12 protein-coding genes are annotated in these 19,366 nt (G+C 67.4%); 3 read left to right on the top strand and 9 right to left on the bottom strand.

All coding sequences use genetic code 11. The features are described 5' to 3' along the window. Positions 1-159: 159 nt before the first annotated feature. The 3 genes from EJJ38_RS20150 to EJJ38_RS20140 all read left to right on the top strand — a co-directional run bounded on the left by EJJ38_RS20150 (position 160) and on the right by EJJ38_RS20140 (position 10,097). Positions 160-2,262 carry a sensor histidine kinase gene (locus EJJ38_RS20150; protein WP_127092205.1) on the top strand — a complete coding sequence of 701 codons (2,103 nt, stop codon included), beginning with the start codon at positions 160-162 and terminating at the stop codon, positions 2,260-2,262. A 36-nt stretch (positions 2,263-2,298) separates the two neighbouring features. Then, a complete protein-coding gene (locus tag EJJ38_RS20145) occupies positions 2,299-2,997 on the top strand; it encodes a response regulator transcription factor (protein WP_127092204.1) in 699 nt (232 codons plus the stop codon). 263 nt (positions 2,998-3,260) lie between these two features. Beyond that, positions 3,261-10,097 carry an autotransporter outer membrane beta-barrel domain-containing protein gene (locus tag EJJ38_RS20140; RefSeq protein WP_127092203.1) on the top strand — a complete coding sequence of 2,279 codons (6,837 nt, stop codon included), beginning with the start codon at positions 3,261-3,263 and terminating at the stop codon, positions 10,095-10,097. Between the two features lie 52 nt (positions 10,098-10,149). Here EJJ38_RS20140 and EJJ38_RS20135 read toward each other — a convergent pair whose 3' ends face one another. From EJJ38_RS20135 to EJJ38_RS20095, 9 genes are all read right to left on the bottom strand, one after another. Next, positions 10,150-10,620, bottom strand: coding sequence for an SRPBCC family protein (locus EJJ38_RS20135; RefSeq protein WP_127092202.1), 471 nt, complete (start codon positions 10,618-10,620; stop codon positions 10,150-10,152). A gap of 15 nt (positions 10,621-10,635) precedes the next feature. Continuing rightward, entirely contained in the window at positions 10,636-11,337 is a 702-nt protein-coding gene (locus EJJ38_RS20130; RefSeq protein WP_127092253.1) for an ABC transporter ATP-binding protein, read from the bottom strand. Further along, positions 11,330-12,094 (bottom strand): ABC transporter ATP-binding protein, encoded by a 765-nt coding sequence (locus EJJ38_RS20125; RefSeq protein WP_127092201.1) that lies wholly within the window; start codon positions 12,092-12,094, stop codon positions 11,330-11,332. Before EJJ38_RS20125 ends, EJJ38_RS20130 begins: the two co-directional genes overlap by 8 nt. Continuing rightward, positions 12,091-13,086 (bottom strand): branched-chain amino acid ABC transporter permease, encoded by a 996-nt coding sequence (locus tag EJJ38_RS20120; RefSeq protein WP_127092200.1) that lies wholly within the window; start codon positions 13,084-13,086, stop codon positions 12,091-12,093. Before EJJ38_RS20120 ends, EJJ38_RS20125 begins: the two co-directional genes overlap by 4 nt. A gap of 14 nt (positions 13,087-13,100) precedes the next feature. Then, on the bottom strand, positions 13,101-13,976 hold the full coding sequence (locus EJJ38_RS20115) for a branched-chain amino acid ABC transporter permease (protein WP_164738595.1): 876 nt from the start codon (positions 13,974-13,976) through the stop codon (positions 13,101-13,103). A 130-nt stretch (positions 13,977-14,106) separates the two neighbouring features. After that, the gene (locus EJJ38_RS20110) at positions 14,107-15,354 is read right to left on the bottom strand and encodes an ABC transporter substrate-binding protein (protein ID WP_127092198.1); all 1,248 of its coding nucleotides are present in this window, start codon (positions 15,352-15,354) and stop codon (positions 14,107-14,109) included. Between the two features lie 60 nt (positions 15,355-15,414). Beyond that, positions 15,415-17,793, bottom strand: a complete 2,379-nt coding sequence (locus EJJ38_RS20105) for a xanthine dehydrogenase family protein molybdopterin-binding subunit (RefSeq protein ID WP_127092197.1) — start codon at positions 17,791-17,793, stop codon at positions 15,415-15,417. Further along, the gene (locus EJJ38_RS20100) at positions 17,790-18,287 is read right to left on the bottom strand and encodes a (2Fe-2S)-binding protein (RefSeq protein WP_420836896.1); all 498 of its coding nucleotides are present in this window, start codon (positions 18,285-18,287) and stop codon (positions 17,790-17,792) included. The genes EJJ38_RS20105 and EJJ38_RS20100 overlap by 4 nt, the downstream gene beginning before the upstream one ends. Further along, a complete protein-coding gene (locus EJJ38_RS20095; protein WP_127092251.1) occupies positions 18,284-19,144 on the bottom strand; it encodes an FAD binding domain-containing protein in 861 nt (286 codons plus the stop codon). Before EJJ38_RS20095 ends, EJJ38_RS20100 begins: the two co-directional genes overlap by 4 nt. Positions 19,145-19,366: the final 222 nt, after the last annotated feature.

Raw genomic sequence — 19,366 nt, 5'->3', positions numbered from 1 at the left:
CAGGGCAAGTCCTGAGATGGTGGGCGGGATTGCGGATGCCGGGCCGGCTTAGAGCCTGGCAATCCCTCGTGCCCGGAATAAACATGGGCCGAGCGGATATTAATATTGCAGGGCGGGGTGTGTGTTGTTTGTGACGTATAATTTCAAGGAACAGGTGTAATGGGGATATTTTTTATTGTCTCCAAGCGGCGTCCAGCGATTTTCTCTCCTGAAGGTTTCCGACGGGCGTGGGCGCTTCTGGGCGTTTATGCTCTCCTGGCGTCCCTGGCTTTCTGCGCGGGTGCTGCCGCCACTCCGCTGCTGCTATCGACGGGCGACGAAACCGCCGCCGCGTCCGGGCATCTCTCGGTGTTGCGCGATGACAGCGGAACCATGACGCTGGACGATGTGATGGCGCGGCGCGACGCCTTCACGCCCATTCCCGGCACCTTCAATGCGGGCCATTCGCTGAACGCGGCATGGTGGCTGCGCCTGAGCGTGGAGACGGGGGACGACAGCGGCGGCATGTGGCTGATGCAGATGTCCGCGCCCTATACGGACTATATCGACGTCTATGTCCCCACTGCCGCCCAGGATGGCAGCCCCCGCATGGCCCGGAAGAAAACCGGCAGCCTGATCCCCCTGTCCGAGCGCGAGTTCTTCTCCCACGTCTTCGTCGTGCGCATCGACCTGGAGAACCGCGACCGCAAGGACATCTATATCCGCATGGCAGGGTCTCGCTCCCTGTCCGCCGCGCCGGTCCTGTGGCGTGTCTCGCCGTTCCTCAGCCAGTTGACCTTCAACCTGTTCCTGGTGGCCTACATCGTGGGCGCGGCCAGCCTCACCGCGCTCGGGGCGGTGATCTTCGGGGTCTGGCTGCGCTCGCCGCCCTTCATCTGGTACGGAGCCTATCTCGGTTGTGCCGCCTTGGTGATCCTGGGCAATACGGGGTTCGCTACCCTGCTGCTTCACCCGCTCTCGCCGGCCATCGTGCTGCGCATGCAGGGCATATGGGGGTGCTGCGCCATCATGACGGCGGCCTTCGTGGTGCGCGCCATCTTCTGCGCCGAGGGGGAGCATCCCGTTCTCGGCCGGGTGGTCACGGCCACCGGGCTGTTGTCCGGCCTTTACGTGATCGCATCCGCCTTCGGCTATTACGGCTCCATCTCGCCCTATCTGCACATCAACCTGCTGATCCTTTGCGTCATGCTGCCCTGGCTGGCGGCCATGCGGGTGAGGCGGGGTGAGCCGGCGGCATGGTGGTATTTCTTCGGCTTCACCACCTATGCCCTGTCCGGCGTCTGGTTCACCCTCATGGTGCTGGGCGTGTTGCCCGCCAGCGGCATCGGCGTCAGCGGCTACCAGATCGCCAGCATCTTCAACATGGTGGCCATTCTGGTGGGCCTCGCCACTTCGGTGCGGGCGGGAGCCCGCGAGCGGCGCGACCTTCAGGCGGAAGTGCTGCGGGCGTCACAGCGCAAGGAGCGCGAGTTGGAGGAGGCGGTGGCCCAAAGGACGCTGGCGCTGGAAGGGGAGGTGGAGGCCCGCCGCTCGGCGGAGGGCGCGCTGCGCGTTGCGCTGCGCGAGCAACGCCACTTCCTGACCATGGTGAGCCATGAGTTCCGGACCCCTCTGGCGGCCATCCAGGTGGCCATCGCCATCGTGGAGCCGAAGGTGGCCGGGCTGGAGGAGATGGTCCGGCGCGAGGCGCGCAAGATCGCCCGCACGGCGGCGCGCATGTCGCACCTCATCAATGCCTTCCTCACCGAGGAGGTGCTGGACAAGAGGGTGATGCAGCTGCGCTGCGTGCCCACGGACATTTCCGCTTTGGTGGTGGAGGTGGTCCAGGACTGCGGCTTCCAGGGGGAGCGCGACATCCAGGTGTCCCCGGCTTCGGACGATCCAACCGACACCCTGCTGGACGTGGACGACACCCTGCTGCGCGCGGCGGTGGAGAACCTGCTGACCAATGCCGTGAAATACAGCGAGGGCGCGATCCACATGGGCGTGTCCGCAAGCTCCGGCGGCCTCTCCATCACGGTCGCCGATTGCGGCCCGGCGATCCCGGAGGCAGATCTGCCATTCGTTTTCGAAAGGTATTATCGTGGGGAAAGCGTGGGGTCGCAAACGGGTCTAGGCATCGGCCTCAGTATCGTCCAGAGGGTCGCCTCTGCCCATGGGGGAGAGGTGCGGGTTGAAAGCAAGGCCGGTGTAGGGAATACATTCACAATCTGGCTTCCCTACGCCGCCGGGGGTGAATTATATCCCTCGGGTGCAAACTGACGCCTCGGCGCTCGATGGATCATCGGATACCCGGCCATGTCGATTCGTGTTCTGCTGGTTGAAGACGACATCGATTTCCGCGTCGGGCTGGAGAGTTTCCTCACCAATTCCGGGCATGCGGTGCGCGCCGTTGCCAGCGTCCCGGAACTGGCCCGGGAACTGGAGGCACATCCTCCGCACATCGTTGTGCTGGATCTGAACCTGCCGGGGCCGGACGGATTTTCGGCGGCCTTCACCATGCGCGAGCGTGCCTCCATCGGCATCGTGGTGCTCACGGGCCGGACGGGACGCGAGGACCGCTTCCGGGGCTTGTCCATCGGCGTGGACCATTATCTGACCAAGCCGCTCGATCCGGCGGAGCTGGATCTCATCATCCGCAATCTCCACCGCCGCCTCCAGGGCGAGGGGACGGGCCCAGCCCGGCGGGATGGGTGGGCTCTCAATTCCGCCCAGTGGGCCCTGGTGAGCCCGGCGGGTGCGAGGCTCCGCCTCTCAAGCGCCGAGTACCTGCTCATTGCGCGCCTTGCCGCGCGGCCGGGCAAGCCGGTGCCGAGGTCCGAACTGCTGCATGACAACGAGCACCGGGATCCTGCCAATGGGGGGCGGAGCCTCGATGTCCTGGTCTTCCGCCTGCGCAAGCGAGTGGAGAGCGAGTGCGGCTGCAAGCTGCCGGTCTTTTCCGTGCGCGGCGTCGGCTATGTCTTCGACGAGGGCATCGAAATTCTCACGGACTGAGATCCGCGCGTCCGTGGAGCCGCGAATCGTGCGGAGCTGGGCGTGGCATGCATGCAGCGCGCGCTGCTTATAGATGCCGGCTTTTAGATACCGGCTTTCCTTGGCTACCGTTCCGTTCGCGAAAAACTCCGCCGCGCCTCTCATTTGAAGCGTTCGTGAATGCGTGTTGTCTTGATTCCGTTGCGTTATGTTGCCAGAAAAGTTTTAGGTAGAAACATTCATAAACAAAATTTGCCTCTGAAAGAATTGTAAGGAAGAATTCGGTGGAGAAATATACTCAAAAATACTTTTCTTTCACCGGGCGCGGAAATCGCTTTCTGAACGGGGTCTGCACGGCGGCGCTCCTGAGCGGGTCTGCCCTGCTGGCCAATGGAGCGCAGGCGGGCGAAAAGATCATCGATCAGGTCCATGCGGGCAAGGACGGAGAGGCTTGGCATTGGGTCACCAATGCGGATCGCTCACGCACCGCGGTCAACCCGACGCCCGGCGAGGATGCGCCGGGTGTCTCAGTCACCGACCAAGGCATGGCGACCACCTCCGCGACCTCCATGGCGGTGGATATCGGCGCACGGGGCGGGATCGGCGCCATGGGGGGCTCCTACCATTTCAGCATGGGCGGCCGGGAATATTACCTGCCGGGCCAGAAGGGCGGCAGCGCGGGCGATGTGGACGCCACCCTCGCGGGCACCGTCTCCGGCAAGGGCGCGCAGACCACCGGCACGGCGCTGTTGTCGATCTATTCCATCGGTGGTGACGGTCGCGTGGGCTATCTCGGCGAGATCGGCACGGGCGGCAGCGCGGGCAAGGTGACGCTGTCCGCCACGGGTGCGTACTCTACCGAGGGCGCGAATTTCTCCGCCATCTGGGCGCGCTCCACCGCCGGCCAGACCGGGCGGAACGAGAAATATCGCGATATGGGCGACTACCGGATGGGGACCGGCTCCTATCTCCAGACCGGCGTGGATGCGGCCTATGCACACCTCTTCCCCGGCGCCACTGCGGGCGAAGTGAGTGTTTCGATCCGGGGCGAGGACACCCGCGTTTCCACGGCCGGTGCCACCGCGCCTGCGGTCATCGTGGAATCCATCGGCGGCGCGGGCATCGACGGCGCCACCGTGCGGCGCATCCTGCCGGGTGCCGGTGCGGCGGGTCCGGTGTCCTTCTTCAATGAAGGCACGATCACCACGGACGGCGCGAATTCGGCGGGCGTGCTCCTCCAGTCCGTAGGCGGGCGCGGCGGCACGCAGCTGTTCGGCGCCAGCGACGACAGCGCCACGGTGGGCGCGACCGGCGGCGGGCGCGGCGGCAATGGCGGCAATGCGGGGTCGGTGGAGGCCGTGCAGAACGGCACCATCGTGACCCAGCAGGACTATTCCTTCGGCCTTGCCGCCTATTCCATCGGCGGTGCGGGCGGCGACGGCGCGCTCGGCTATCGGCGGGATGGCGGCAGCGGCGGCAATGCCGGGAATGGTGGCTCCGTCTTCGTCGATCACAACGGCAGCATCGAGACGCACGGAATCGGCTCCATCGGCCTTCTGGCGCAGAGCCTGGGCGGCGGCAGCGCCGTCAATGCCTTCCAGACCAGCGCCGTCAAGCCCGGTACGGCCGCGTCCGCCGGCAAGGGCGGCGGCAGTTCGGGCGTCATCTTCGCCGACAAGGGCGGCCGCGGCGGCGCGGGCGGCGACGGCAAGGCCGTGAGCATCAGCCAGTCCGGCGACATCGTCACCTACGGGGCCGGTGCCTTCGGCCTGCTCGCCCAGAGCGTGGGCGGTGGCGGCGGCAAGGGCGGCAATTCCAGCAATACGATCGGCTGGCAATTGGGCACGGCGGCGGGCGGCGATGGCGGCGGCGGCGGAAACGGCGGCGATGTCCTCGTGATCCTCAGTGCGGACGAAACGTCCGACACGCCCTCCATCACCACCTTCGGCAAGTCCGCCAGCGCCCTCATCGCCCAGAGCATCGGCGGCGGCGGCGGGGCGGGCGGCACGGCCAAGACCACCACGGGCGGCGGCCTCGCCATCGCCTTCGCCATCGGCGGGTCGGGCGGCGATGGCGGAAACGGCAGCGCGGTGCGGGTGGATAGCGCGGGCGCCATCGTCACCGAGGGCCGCTCGGCCATCGGCATCGAGGCCACCAGCATCGGCGGCGGCGGCGGCAAGGGCGGCGACGCTTCGGCCTATGCCATCGCCGCGACCCCGCCCAAGACCGTCCCGGCGGTGGCCGTGAGCTTTGCCGTGGGCGGCTCGGGCGGCAAGGGCGGGAGTGCTGACACGGTGAGCGTGACGAACAGCGGCAGCGTCGCCACCCATGGCGACCTGGCGCTGGGCATCCGGTCCATGAGCGTGGGCGGCGGCGGCGGAGACGGGGGCGTGGCCACCTCGGTGGCCGACATGCTGGGCGTCTACCAGAACGTTTCCATCACGGTGGCCTTGGGGGGCACGGGCGAGGCGGGCGGCGATGGCGGGACCGCCAGCGCCATCAATAGCGGCCAGATCTACACCACCGGCCAGTTCGCCACCGCGCTCCAGGCCGTGAGCCTGGGCGGGGGCGGCGGCGAGGGGGGAATGGCGTCCGCCACCACCTCCAAAGGGGTCTCGGTGGATAAGTCGTTCTCCTATCTGAACAGCGTGCTGCCCACCGCGGAAATCTATTCGGTCAAGGCGACCATCGGCGGCAGCAGCAAGGGCGGGGGCAGCGGCGCGGCCGTTGAACTCACCAATTCGGGTGTCATCCAGACCACCGGCACCGGATCGCGCGGCATCCTGGCCCAGTCCATCGGCGGGGGCGGCGGCAATGCGGGCGGCTATCTGGGCGGCTCCAGCGGCGATCTCAACGTCCAGGTGTCCCTGGGCGGTTCCGGCGGCGCGGGCGGTGCGGGCAGCACGGTGAATGTCCGCAACGAAAGCCGCGGCGTGATCGTCACCCAGGGCGACGGCTCGGTCGCCATCCATGCCCAGAGCATCGGCGGCGGCGGCGGCACGGGCGGCTCGGCCAGCAGCACCAAGGGGGCGAAGGCGACCGTCGCGCCCACAGTCAGCGACTACATCTTCAAGGCGACCGACGCGATCTTCACGGCCAACAAGGTCCTGGCGGGGCAGTTCGCCAACGAGGTGGACCTCTTCAAGAAGGAGGGCAACACCCAGAAGGGCGTCGGCTATGCCAAGCACGCCTTGAAGGGCCTCAAGGCGGCCATCGAGACCGGGACCAAGAGCGGCTCCGGCACCGCTGCGGCCATCGCCGAGGCCTATCTCCAGGGAACCGCCGTCGGGGGGCTCAGCTACGTCACCAGCGAGTTCAATTCCAGGATCAAGGCGCTTCTGAAGGACAGCTTCAACGTCAAGCCGGGCTCGGTTCCTGCCTCGGCGACGGTGGACGTGAAGATCGGCGGCAGCGGCGGGAGCGGCGGCTCCGGCAACACCGTCACGGTGTTCAATGCGGGCACCCTGCTGACCTATGGAAACGTGGCGCACGGCGTGCTCGCCCAGTCCATCGGCGGGGGTGGGGGAACCGGCGGCGGGGCCGTGACCATCAGCCCGGACATACTGAACCTGAAGATGGACGTGGGTGCCAAGGGCGATGCCGGCGGAGGCAAGGGCGGCGATGCGTTCGCGGAAAATCGCGGCCGGGTGGAGACCTGGGGCGGCGCTGCGTTCGGCTTGTTCGCCCAGAGCGTGGGCGGCGGCGGCGGCGTCGGCATCGCGGCGGCCAATGCCTCGGCCGGAAACGTCTCGCTGACCACCGTGTTGGGCGGCACCCCCAGCCGTTCGGCCTCCGGCAGGTCTGTCGGGTACATCGTGCGGGCGGAGAATAGCGGCGAGCTGAACACCCATGGCAAGGATGCCCACGGCATGGTCGCCCAGAGCATCGGGCTCGGCGGCGGCGCCTATATCCTGAACCGCGAGAACCCCTATACGATCGATGCCATCGCCGCCACGCAGGACGACAAGGATGCCCTGCTCGATCTCACCTACCTGCTCGAGCAACTCGGCATTTCCAACCTGCTGACGGCGGGGACCAAGAATCCCGACACGGTGCCCGTCGTGTCCGTGACGGCCAGCCTCGGCGCGGTGGGCAAGGCGGAGAATACCGTTGTCGGCGACGGCGGCTCGGTCACTCTAAAGAATTCGGGCTCCGTCTCTACGGAGGGTGCCGGCGCCGTGGGCATCCTCGCCCAGAGCATCGGCGGCGGTGGCGGCCTCGGCGCCATCGCCAATACCGGGACAACCACCAACACCATGCTGAAGCTCGGTGGGAACGGCAGCGTGCAGGGCAGCGGGGGGACGGTGAGTGTCGCGCTCGCCGAAAATGCCTCCGTCACCACCCTTGGTGCGGGTGCTGCGGGCGTGATCATCCAGTCCATCGGCGGCGGCGGCGGGTTCGGCGGCAGCAATCCCGACGGGGTCATCACCTCCCGGCTGGGGGGCACGCTGACGCGCCCGACGGTCAGTAACGGCACCACCACCGTGGTGCGCGAAGAATTGCGCGGCAATGGCGGGAGAAGCGAGGTGCATTTCGGCCGGAATGCCAGCGTCACCACGTACGGCGCGGGCGCGGTCGGCGTGCTCGTGCAGTCCATCGGCGGCGGCGGCGGGTTCAGCGGCTATGGCGGCACGGGAAGCTCCACCATTCTCGGCGGCGCCATGGGCTATTACGGCAATGGCGGGCCAAGCCTGAATGTGAGCGGGAATGGCGGCGCCATCAACGTGAACTTCCAGCATGACGCGAAGATCCAGACGGCCGGCACCGATGCCCCCGCGCTCCTGCTGCAATCCATCGGCGGTGGCGGCGGTCTCGGCTCTGGAAAGTTGCATGTCTATGGCGTGAACGACGAGACCTCTTCGATGCGCAACACCTACCGGAATGTGGCCGCCAGCCTCGGGACGGGCGGCGACATCACGGTGAAGACGAGGGATTTCGGGCACCTGTCGATCCAGACCACCGGCGCACGCTCCCACGGTATCGTGGCGCAGAGCCTGTCGGGTGGCGGCGGCTATTCTCTGGGCGCCTCCATCCCGCTCGCCAAGGGGCCGGATTCCTCCACTTACCGGCCTTCGAGCTGGGGGACGCGGGCCTATGAGAGCGTGACGCCCAGCGGCACGATCCTCATCGAGATCGAGGGCCGGATCGTTGCCACCGGCGCGGATTCCTACGGCATCTTCGTCCAGAATGGGCGGCAGAACACGGACGGGTCCATCCTGTCCCTGTTCCACCTGCCCAGTTCCAGTGCCTATGTTCCCGGCCTGACGGATCCCTACAATTCGCCCTCCCGTGTGGCGACGCCGTGGAGCGGGAAGACCTATGTCACCCATAGCGGGGTGTTGTGGGGCGGCTCGGGAGAGGGCGCGGCGGTGCGCATCGACGGCGGCGACAGCAATATCCACTTCCTGCGCGGTGCCGTGGTGGGCGCTGAATCCGGCAAGGCGGTGGTGACCGCGTTCGGCAATGACCGGCTCGTCAATGACGGCCTGCTGGTGGGCGACATCAATCTGGGCGGCGCGCAGTCCAAGAACGAGTTCACCAACGAGGAAACCGGCATCTATCAGAGCAAGGCCGGGACGGGTACGCTCACGCTGTTCGCGAAGGGCACCAGCAGCGCCTACGGGCCCATGCGGAACATCGTCCAGGAGACGAGCGTGTTCACCAATAAGGGCACGCTTTCCATCGGTGGGATCGACACACTTGGCACGCTCCAGGTCAAGGGCGGCGAGACGCGGCTTGGCGGGACCATGGTGGTGGACATTCAGGATATCGGGCAACGGGGCGTGCAGAAGGCCGACCTGCTGCGGTCGGACGGCACCGTGCGCATCGACGGCGTCACCTACAGGCCCAATGCCACGGCGATCACCAACAATGGCTATGTGATCATCGCCGCGCCGAACGTCGTCGTGGATCGTGCCGCGACGGTGGCCTATAACCCGGCGAGCCCCATCCGGTGGCTGATCAGCGACTGGTCCGTGGGCGTCGCGATCCAGCCGGTGGCCGATTTCGGGCGCGGCGCGGCCGGCCTGAACCTCTCGACCACCGATCGCTCGCTCATCACCTCCCTGCAGAAGGCCTGGGACACGCGGGTGGACGACCCCGTGGTCGCCGCGCTGTTCGGTTCGTTCGCGGGCATCTCGTCCCAGCAGGACTATCAGGCGGCCCTGGGCTCGCTGTCGGCGGAGGGCCAGCAGCAGCCGGCGGTCCTGCAGACCGTGGGTGCGCGCGGGTCGCTCTCTGCGGCGCAGAGCTGCCCCATCTTCATCGATGAAGGGGTGACGCTGGGCGAAACCGAGTGCATCTGGAGCCGCATCACGGGCTCGCGCACGACCCAGACGGAATCCAGCACGAGCATGGGCTTCTCCCAGGACGGCGTCAGCTATCGCATGGGCGGCCAGTGGGAAGTGGCGCCGGATTGGTTCCTCGGGGCCACCGCCGGCTATGGCATGACCTGGGGCCAGAGCAGCGACGGGTTCACGCGCTCCAACGGCAATGCCGGGGACGTCTCCGTCGCGGTGAAGCATCAGGCCGGGCCGTGGTACTTCTCGGTCGCGGCGCATGCCGGATATGGGCGGTATGAGTTGAACCGCGTGTTCGACATCGGCGCGGACACCTGGATCGCGCAGACCGATTCCGACGTGTGGACCGGGGCCGTGCGCGGGCGCGTGGCCTATGAGTTCGGGTTCGGCACCTGGTATCTGCGGCCCTATCTGGACCTGGACGCCATCTACACCCACGTTCCGGGCTATGCCCTCTCGGGCGAGGGAGCGACGCTCAGCGCGGCGAGCGTGAGCGACTGGACCTTCGCGGTCTCGCCCATGCTGGAGATCGGCACCCGCGTGGATCTGGGCACCACCGGCTGGCTGCGCCCCTTCGCCAGCATCGGCATGACCTATTATGCCGAGCGCGACATGACCCAGAGCGTCAGCTTCGGTGATGGCCAGGGCATGGAGCTGGACTTCGAGTCCGTCTCCACGGTGCCGGAATTCCTGCTCGACCTGGGTGCGGGCCTGCAATTCTTCGCCATGGACAAGTACGAACTGCGCGGCGAGTACAAGGCGCAGATCGGGGACAATTTCCTGAGCCAGGAAGGCAGCATCCGCATGTCCGTGCGGTTCTGAGGACGGGTCCATATGGACTGCCCCGGCGCCGTTGCGCGCCGGGGCAGTCCGCTCACGCGCTTTCCGGAGCGCCCGCGTCGGCCTCGGTGCCCAGCGCGCCGGCGAAGCTGGAGAAGAACTGGTCCGCCAGTTTCTTGGAGGTGGACTGGATGAGGCGGCTGCCGAGCGAGGCCAGCTTGCCGCCGATCTGGGCGTCGGCCACATAGGTGAGGACCGTTTCCTCCCCCTCGCTCGCCAGCGTCACCTTCGCGTCGCCCTTGGCGAAGCCCGCCACGCCGCCATTGCCCTGGCCGACGATGCGCAGTCCCTCGGGGGGCACGATGTCCTGAAGCTCGACGGTGCCCGCGAAGGTGGCCGAGACCGGCCCCACCTTCAGTTGCACCTTCGCGGTGAAGGTGTTCTCACCCGTCCGCTCCAGCTCCTTGCAGCCGGGAATGCAGTGGCGGAGCATCTCGGGGTCGAGAAGGGCCGCCCACACGGCCTCGCGGGGGGCGCTGATGCGATATTCGCCGGAAATGTCCATGGGGTCTCCGATAGGTCACACCGCGCAGTAGCGGTCCTGGATGTCCTTGTCCGCGAGCAGCGCCGCGGCCGAGCTTTCGTGCACGATCTCGCCCTGGTCGATGATGATGGCCCGGCTCGCGAGCTTCAGCGCCCATTCCACATTCTGCTCCACCAGAAGCAGCGTGGTGCCCTGGTCGCGCAGGCGGCGGAACAGCACGCCCATCTCCTCCACCAATACCGGCATGATGCCTTCGGACGGTTCGTCCAGCAGGATCATCTTCGGCTTCGAGATCATGGCGCGGGCGATGGCCAGCATCTGCTGCTCGCCGCCCGACATGGTGGTGCCCTGCTGGTTGAGGCGCTCCTTGAGGCGCGGGAAGCTCTCCGCGATCTCGTCGATGGCCGCGCGCTCGTCGGTGCGTCCGGCGGCCACGAGGCCGAGCTGGAGATTCTCTCGCACGGTGAGGCTCGGCACGATGCGCCGTTCCTCCGGCACATAGCCGAGGCCCATGCGGAAGCGCTCATGGGAGCCCTTGCTCAGAATCTCCTGCCCGTCGAAGCGCACATTGCCTGTGGCGCGGGGCATGAGGCCCATGACCGAGCGCAGCGTCGAGGTCTTGCCCGCGCCGTTGCGCCCCACGAGGGCGACGATCTCGCCCGCCTCCACCTCGAAATGCACGCCGTGCAGGATATGGCTCGCGCCGTACCAGGCATTGAGGCCGGAAATCTCAAGCATAGCCATCGTTCTGTCCCAGATAGACGCGCCGAACTTCGGGGTCGGTCTGCACCGCCTGCGGCGTGCCGTCGGCGATCAGGCGTCCGTGATGGAGCACCAGAATGCGGTCGGACAGGCCGAGGATCATCTTCATCTTGTGCTCGACCAGCAGGATGGTGCGCTCCGTGGCGAGCCGCTCCAGCAGCGCCACCATCTCCTTGGTCTCTTCCGGCCCCATGCCCGCCGTGGGTTCGTCCAGCAGCAGAAGCTCGGGATCGGCCACCAGCGCGATGGCGATCTCCAGCGCCCGCTGCTCGCCATGGGCAAGGTCGGAGGCGACGCGCTCGCGCTTGGCATGGAGGCCCACATGGGCGAGCGCGGCGTCCGCCTTTTCCACCAGTTCCGGATAGGCGGAGCGGTTCATCACCAGATTGTAGCGGGTGCGCAGCGCCTGGGCGGCGACGCGCACATTCTCCTGCACCGACAGCTTCGGGAACAGGTTGGTGATCTGGTAGGAGCGGGCGATGCCCAGATGGGCGAAGCGGTGCTGCTTGGTGCCCGCCAGTTCCTGCCCCTTGAAGCGGATGGACCCGGTGGAGGGGGGGAGCACGCCGGAGAGCACGTTGAAGAAGGTGCTCTTGCCCGCGCCGTTGGGGCCGATGACGGCCGTCACCTTGTTGCGCTCGAAGGACGCGCTCACCTCCGCCAGGGCGACGAAGCCGCCGAAGGTGCGCCCGACATTTTCAACCTGCATGAGTGCGGTTGTTTGCGTTGTCATGGGCGGTTCCTCCAAGCAATGAGCGTGCCCCAGATGCCCTTGGGCAGGAACAGCACGAACAGGATGAAGACGACGCCCACGATGAGCTGCCAGTGGGAGGTCCAGAGCGAAGCCACGTCCTCGATGAGCAGGAAGACAAGGGCGCCCACGAACGGCCCGAAGAAGCTGCCCGCGCCGCCCAGCATGGTCATCATCACCACGATGGAGGAGGTGTGGTAGTGCAGCGCGTCCAGCGGCACGATGGACAGGTGGATGGCCGACATCGTGCCCGCCACGCCGCACAGGGCGCCGGAGAGGATGAAGGACAGGAGCTTGGTGCGCTCCACGTCATAGCCGCAGGCCCGCGCCCGGGTCTCGTTCTCGCGCACCGCCTCGATGGCGGCGCCGAACGGCGAGTTCAGCACCCGCGAGACGAACCACAAGGCGAGCGCCGCGAACACCATGAGAAAATAGTATTTCTGCATGGGGTCCAGCAGGTTCACCGTGAAGCCCAGCACGTCGGCCTTGGCGACGGTGAAGCCGCGCAGGCCATTCTCGCCGCCGGTCCAGTTCGAGGCCTGGAGCGCCGTGTAGTAGACGAGCTGGGACAGGGCCAGCGTCACCATGCAGAAATAGATGCCGCGGGTGCGGATGGACAGCGCGCCGATGACCGCCGCGAGCACGCTCGACCCGGCCACTCCCACCAGCATGGCGGGGAACCAGCCGAGGCCGAAATGGGCGATGGCCATGCCGGTGATATAGGCCCCTCCGCCGAAGAAGGCGGCATGGCCGAAGGAGAGCAGCCCGGTATATCCGAACAGCAGATTATAGCCGACGGCGAACAGGCCGTAGATCAGCACGTTCACCGCGAGGGCCTGGGAGGGCAGCACCCAGGGCAGCACGCACAGCACCGCGATGGAGAGCGGCACGCGCCAGCGGCTGAGGAAGCCCGCCTCGCCCACCGCCTGCGGCGGGCGCAGGGCGGCGGGAGCGGCGTGGGAGGTGGAGGACATCTTGGTTTCTCCGCTCACGCGCCGACGCCGGGCCGGCCGAACAGCCCCTGCGGGCGGACGAGAAGAATGAGGGCCATGAGGCCGAACATGACGATGGTCGCCATTTCCGGGGCGAACAGGGCGGTCATGGAGACCGCGACGCCCACCAGGAGCCCGGCCACCACCGCGCCGAGGAGAGAGCCCATGCCGCCGATGACGGTGACGACGAACGCTTCCGCCAGAACCAGCGTGCCCATTTCCGGGCTCACATTGCGCATGGGCGCCGCAAGCACGCCGCCCAGCGCGGTGAGGCCGACGCCGAGGCCGAACACCAGCAGCCAGAGGCGGCTCACGTCCACGCCCAGCACCCGCATGATCAGCGGATCGCGCGCGCCGGCCCGCACCACGAGGCCGAACCGGGTCTTCTCCAGCGCCACCCAGAGCAGGACGAGGATCACCGCCACCACGCCCAGCACGAACAGCCGGTAGAGCGGGAAGTAGCCGATGCCGAGATCCACCACGCCCTGGAGGCTTTCAGGGGCGGAGAAGGGAATGCCGTCCGTGCCGAAGGTGATGCGCACCGCCTCCACCAGCACATAGCCGAGGCCGAAGGTGAGCAGCAGCGGATCGTCCGGCGTGCGCTTGTAGAGCGGGCGGATCAGCACCCGCTCCACCAGCATGCCGAAGGCGCCCACCGCGATGGGGGCGATGAGCAATGCCCACCAGAAACTCCCGGTGAGCGAGGCCACCCACAGCCCGGCATAGGCACCCACCATGAACAGCGCCCCATGGGCGAAGTTCACGATGCCGAGCATGCCGAAAATGATGGTCAGCCCCAGGGCGACCATGACGAGGATCGCCCCCAGCGCGAGGCCGGAGAAAAGCTGCATGAGAAAGAGTTCAAGGTCCATGGTCAGCTCTCCGGCTGTCTCCTCTGGAGGCTGATCAGTGAATCAGCCTCTCAATCACTGATGGAGAGCGGTCCGCGCGCCGCGAAGCAGAGCCTGCTTCGAGGCGTGCGGACCGCGCTCCGGGGAAGCGTCAGGTGGGAAAGCCCAGCTCGGCGCAGGAGCGCAGCATGTCTTCCGAGCCGGGATCGTTGGCGACGATCTCGAACAGGTCGTCCGCGCCCTTCATGTCGGCCTTGGCCTTGGAGCGCAGCACCAGCACCGACTGAACGGCCTGGTGGTCGCACTTGCGGAAATATTGCGGGCCCTTGGCCACGTCGTATTTCAGCTCCTGGAGGGCGGCGATCACCTTGTCGGTGTCGGTGCCCCCGGCCTTCTGCATGCCCAGCAGCAGGGCGGTGACGCCCGTGAAGCCGTAGGCGCCGTAATCGGTGGGAATGGCGCCGCCATACATCTTGCGGAAGGCGTCGTTGAACGCCTTTGCGGTGGGCACGCTGTTCTCCAGCTCCCAATAATAATTGGCGCCGCCCACCACGCCCTCGAACACGTCGGGCGCCACGGCGATGCGCTGGTTGTGGAGCAGCACCGGCACCACGATCTGCATCTGCTTCTTCAGGCCGAAATCGTTGGCCTGCTTGATGGCGTTGGCCTGGTCGCGGCCGAAATTGCAGATGGCCAGGATGTCCGGCTTCATGGAGCGGATGCGCGGCATGAGGGTGGAGTAGTCCGGGGCGCCGAACGGGTGGAGGATCTCGCCCACCACCTCGGCGCCGATGGCCGCCGCCGCGCGCTTGAAGCCGCGCAGCATCTCGTGGCCATAGGCATAGTCGGCCACCAGGAAGGCCACCTTCGAGCCCTTCTTGAAGGTCGCCTTGGCCACCGCCGCGGTGGTCATGTGCGGGTTCAGCGCCTCATGGAAGGTGTAGCGCGAGAAGTCCTTCACCTCGTTGATGGTGTCGGACTGGCTGATGGAGACATAGAGCATGTTGCGGGCGCGGGTGACTTCGTTCACCGCCAGCTGCACGGCGCTGGAGAGCGCGCCCACCACCGCATGCACCTTGTCCTTCTCGATGAGTTCGAGGGTGCGGGTCGCGGCCTCGCCGGCATTGAGCTTGTCGTCGCGCACCAGCAATTCCACCTGGCGCCCGGCAATGCCGCCCTTGTCGTTGATGAGCTTCACCGCCAGTTCGGCGCTGCGCACCTGGTCCTTCGCCTCGGCGCCGAACGGGCCGGTGAGGGGCGTGGGGAAGCCGATGCGCACGGTCTCGGCCTGGGCCCGTACGATGGCCGGCATGGCCAACACGCCGATGCCGGCGCCCATGCCTGCGAGAAGGGTGCGTCGCGAGACGCTGAAAGTCAGTCCGTCTTTCCTGTCCGTCATGGTTTCCTCCCGGCAGTGGTCTGCCTTTGCGTTTTTCGGTGTGGTCGTTTTCGGTCGGCGTCAGAAGCGCCCGAGCGCCTTCAGGATGCGCGCGGGGGTCATGGGAACCTGGGTGAGGCGCGCGCCGAGCGGGCCGAGCGCGTCATTCACCGCGTTGAGCGCGGCGGCGGATGCGGCGGCGGTGCCCGCCTCGCCGCAGCCCTTGGCACCAAGCTCGGTGTCGAGCGTCGGCGTCTCCACATGGTCGATGAGGATGTCAGGCATCTCGCACGACATGGGGACCAGATAGTCGGCCAGCGAGCCGTTGGTGAGCTGGCCGCCCTGGTCGTAGAGGCATTCCTCGAAGAAGGCCGCGCCCAGGCCCTGCACCACGCCGCCGCGCACCTGCTCTTCCACCAGCAGCGGGTTGATGATGCGGCCGCAATCCTCCACCACGAAGTGCTTGAGGATTTTGACCAGGCCCGTCTCCGCATCCACCTCCACATGGCAGCCGTGGATGCCGTTGGTGAAGGCGAAGGGATAGCCCTTCGGTGCGAAATGATGGGCCACCGTGAGCTGCGCTTCGGCGCCGTCCGGCAGGGTGTCGGAGCGGAAATAGGCGATGCGCGCCACCTCCGCGAGGCTCATGCGCACGGTGCCGTCCCGGTCCACCACTTCCGCGTTCACGAGGTCGAGGTCGGCGGGCTTGGCCTGCAGGATGCCGGCGGCGAGGCTCAGCACATTGGTCTTCAGCTTGCGCGCCGCCTGCAGCGCGGTTTCCCCGCCGATGCCCGCGCCCCGGCAGGCCCAGGTGGCGCCGCCATGGGGCGTCACGGCGGTGTCGCCGGTCATCACCCGGATGATGTCGCGCGGCACGCCCAGATGGTCCGCGATGACCTGGCCGACAATGGTCTCCGTGCCCTGGCCCTGCTCGGTCACGGAAATCTGGCAGCGCACCTCGCCGGAAGGCGTCACCGCCAGCACCGCGCCGTCCTGCGCGGAGATGCGCGCGCCGCCGATGCCGTAGAAAGCGGGCGTGGGATTGGTGATCTCCACGAAGGTGGCGATGCCGATGCCCCGCAGGATGCCCCGCGCGCGCAGCTCCGCCTGTTCGGTGCGCAGCCGCTCATAGTCCATGAGCGCGCGCAGCTTCGTGAGGCATGCCTCGTGGGAGAGCTTCTCGAACTTGTAGCCGCTCAGCGAGGCGCAGGGATAGGCCGTGTCCGGGATCACGTTCTTCGCCCGGATCTCCAGCGGGTCGAGGCCCGTGACGCGCGCCGCCTCGTCCACCAGATGCTCGGTGACGGCGCAGGCGATGGGATGGCCCACGGCCCGGTATTGGCTGGTCTGCACCTTGTTCTGGAACACCACCTTCAGCCCGGCGCGATAGCCCTCCAGCCGATAGGGTGCGCCGATGAGGCGGATGACCTGGTTGCCTTCCACCACGCTGGTGCGGGGATAGGTGGAGAAGGCGCCGATGCCGGTCTCGTCCTCCACGTCCATGGCGAGCAGCGTGCCGTCCGCCGCGACCGCAGCGCGGGCATGCACCCGGTGGTCGCGGGCATGGATGTCGGAGACGAACGCCTCCAGCCGGTCGGCCACGAATTTCACCGGGCGGCGGCACAGGATGGAGAGGCCCACCACCGCCATGTCCTCGTTATAGACGTGCAGCTTCACGCCGAACGAGCCGCCCACATCCGGCGCCACCACGCGCACGCGGGCTTCCGGGATGCCGTAATGGCGGGAATAGAGGTCCTGGAACTGGAACGGGGTCTGGGTGGCGTGATGCACGGTGAGGCGATGCTCGCTGGCATCGTAGTCCGCGATGATGGCGCGCGGCTCCAGGGGCACGCCGGTATGGCGGCCGAACAGGAAATCGGCCTCCACCACATGGGCGGCGCTCGCGAACACGGCGTCCACGCCGCCGGAATCCAGCGCCGAGCGGAAGCACAGATTGTCCGCGAAATCCTCCGTCACCTTGGGGGCATCGGGGGCAAGGGCGGTGTCGAGATCGGCGAGGACGGGCAGTTCCTCGTAATCGATCATCACCAGTTCGGCGGCGTCCTCCGCCTCGGCGCGGCTGTCGGCCACCACGGCCACCACGGCCTGTCCGCTCCACACCACCTTGTCTACGGGAAGGGGAAGCTGGGGGGCGGACTTCATGCCCTTGAAATGGTCGAGCGTGCCGGTCCAGGGCGTGCAGAGCTTCGCGATATCCTCACCCGTCGCCACGAGGCGCACGCCGGGCGCGGCGCGGGCGGCCTCCACATCGATGGCGCCGATGCGGGCATGGGCATGGGGCGAGCGCACGAACGCCGCGTGCAGCATGCGCGGCAAGGCGAGGTCGGTGACGTAATTGCCCTTGCCGGCCAAGAGGCGCTTGGCATTGGGACGGGACATGCCACGGCCCACATGGGCGGGGCGATCGAAGGCCGTGGAGCCGTGGACGGGCGCGTTCATGCGCAGCCCTCCCGCTCGCGCAGGGCGCGCTCGATGGCATCCACGATGGCTTCGTAGCCGGTACAGCGACAGTAATTGCCGGACAGGGCGTCGCGGATGTGCTCGCGGTCGGGCAGGCCGCCCTTTTCCAGGATGGCGTGGCCGGTCACCAGCATGCCGGGGGTACAGAAGCCGCATTGGAGCGCGTTGCGCTCATGGAAGGCGCGCTGCAGGTCTTCAATGGCGCCGCGCTCGGTGAGGCCTTCGACGGTCTCGATGGCGGCGCCGTCCGCCTGGATGGCGAAGACGAGGCAGGAATGCACGGGCTCGCCGTTCATGAGCACGAGGCAGGCGCCGCACGCGCCCATCTCGCAGCCCGTATGGGTGCCGGTGAGCTGGAGGTCGGTGCGCACGAAGTCCGCCAGCGTGGTGCGCGGGGCCACCATGCGGCTGACGGCGGTGCCGTTCACGGTGAGGGTGACGGGCAGGAAATCGCTCATGGGGGATGCGCTCATGGGGTTTCTCCCAGGCGCTGGAGCAGGCGGCCCAGAAGGACGCGGGCGAGGTGGCGGCGCATGGCGGCGGGGATGTGCTCGTCGTCCGGCGGATCAAGGTCGTCGTCGAGGGCGCGCTGGGCGTCCGCGATGGTCTTGGCATCCAGCAGGCGACCGGCGAGGGCGGCTTCCGCGCCCGGCGCGCGCACCGGGGTGGAGCCCACGGAGAACAGCGCGATCCGCGCGCTTTCCACCAGTGCGCCGTCCATGTGCGCCAGGATGCCCGCACCCACCATGGCATAGTCGCCGCGCCGCCGGGCCAGCTCGTCGAAGGCCCAGCGGTGATGGGGGCCGACGCTCGGTACATAAAGGGCGGTGAGGATGTCGCCCGGCTCCAGGGCGGTCTGGTAGAGGTCGATGAAATAGTCGTCGGCGGGCACGCGGCGGAAGCCGTCCTCGCCGAAAATCTCCATCTGCGCGCCCATGGCCAGCATCATGGCGGGGAATTCAGAGGCCGGGTCGGCAAGGGAGACGGAACCGCCCAGCGTGCCGCGATTGCGGATGGCGGGATGGGCCACGAAGGGCGCGGCGGCGTTCAGAAGCGGGGCATGGCGCGCGATGAGGGGATGGGTCAGCGCGTCCGCATGGCGGGTCAGCGCGCCGATGCGCAGGGTCTCGCCCTGCAGCTCCACGCCGCGCAGGTCCGCAATGCCCGACAGGTCCACCAGCACGGCCGGCGCCTGCAGGCGCATGGCCAGCGCCGGCACCAGGCTCTGGCCGCCGGAGATGTAGCTCGCGTCGCCATCCACCGCGAGGAAGGCCGCACGGGCCTCTTCCACGGTGCGCGGACGCTCATAGCTGAAAGCGCGGGCCTTGATGTGCCCCTCCCGATGTCTCTTCCCTGCGGCATTGTTTTGTGACCGCTTGGTTACAAAATGGGTGGAGAAGTTCCGAACTGTCAATAGGCTTGAGTGCGATCGCCCCACCTCGAAGCACTTCGGCGCTTCGAGGTGGGGCGTGAATCGCTCTCAATCAATCAGTTGGAGGCTGGTTCACCTCTCATCAGGTTGGTTCAACCTGAGAGGATCAGGCTCCTGGAG

The sequence above is a fragment of the Aquabacter cavernae genome, from assembly GCF_003993795.1.
Taxonomy (GTDB): Bacteria; Pseudomonadota; Alphaproteobacteria; order Rhizobiales; family Xanthobacteraceae; genus Aquabacter; species Aquabacter cavernae.
The sequence above is the reverse complement of the archived record's forward strand: the minus strand, read 5'-3'. Positions and strand labels throughout refer to the sequence as shown.

What these genes read in the sequence shown, in the direction of transcription:
- EJJ38_RS20100 (WP_420836896.1), bottom strand. Translation starts at nt 18,287, where the DNA reads ATGAGCGCATCCCCCATGAGCGATTTCCTGCCCGTCACCCTCACCGTG.
- EJJ38_RS20105 (WP_127092197.1), bottom strand. Translation starts at nt 17,793, where the DNA reads ATGAACGCGCCCGTCCACGGCTCCACGGCCTTCGATCGCCCCGCCCAT.
- EJJ38_RS20135 (WP_127092202.1), bottom strand. Translation starts at nt 10,620, where the DNA reads ATGGACATTTCCGGCGAATATCGCATCAGCGCCCCCCGCGAGGCCGTG.
- EJJ38_RS20115 (WP_164738595.1), bottom strand. Translation starts at nt 13,976, where the DNA reads ATGGACCTTGAACTCTTTCTCATGCAGCTTTTCTCCGGCCTCGCGCTG.
- EJJ38_RS20110 (WP_127092198.1), bottom strand. Translation starts at nt 15,354, where the DNA reads ATGACGGACAGGAAAGACGGACTGACTTTCAGCGTCTCGCGACGCACC.
- EJJ38_RS20145 (WP_127092204.1), top strand. Translation starts at nt 2,299, where the DNA reads ATGTCGATTCGTGTTCTGCTGGTTGAAGACGACATCGATTTCCGCGTC.
- EJJ38_RS20130 (WP_127092253.1), bottom strand. Translation starts at nt 11,337, where the DNA reads ATGCTTGAGATTTCCGGCCTCAATGCCTGGTACGGCGCGAGCCATATC.
- EJJ38_RS20150 (WP_127092205.1), top strand. Translation starts at nt 160, where the DNA reads ATGGGGATATTTTTTATTGTCTCCAAGCGGCGTCCAGCGATTTTCTCT.
- EJJ38_RS20125 (WP_127092201.1), bottom strand. Translation starts at nt 12,094, where the DNA reads ATGACAACGCAAACAACCGCACTCATGCAGGTTGAAAATGTCGGGCGC.
- EJJ38_RS20120 (WP_127092200.1), bottom strand. Translation starts at nt 13,086, where the DNA reads ATGTCCTCCACCTCCCACGCCGCTCCCGCCGCCCTGCGCCCGCCGCAG.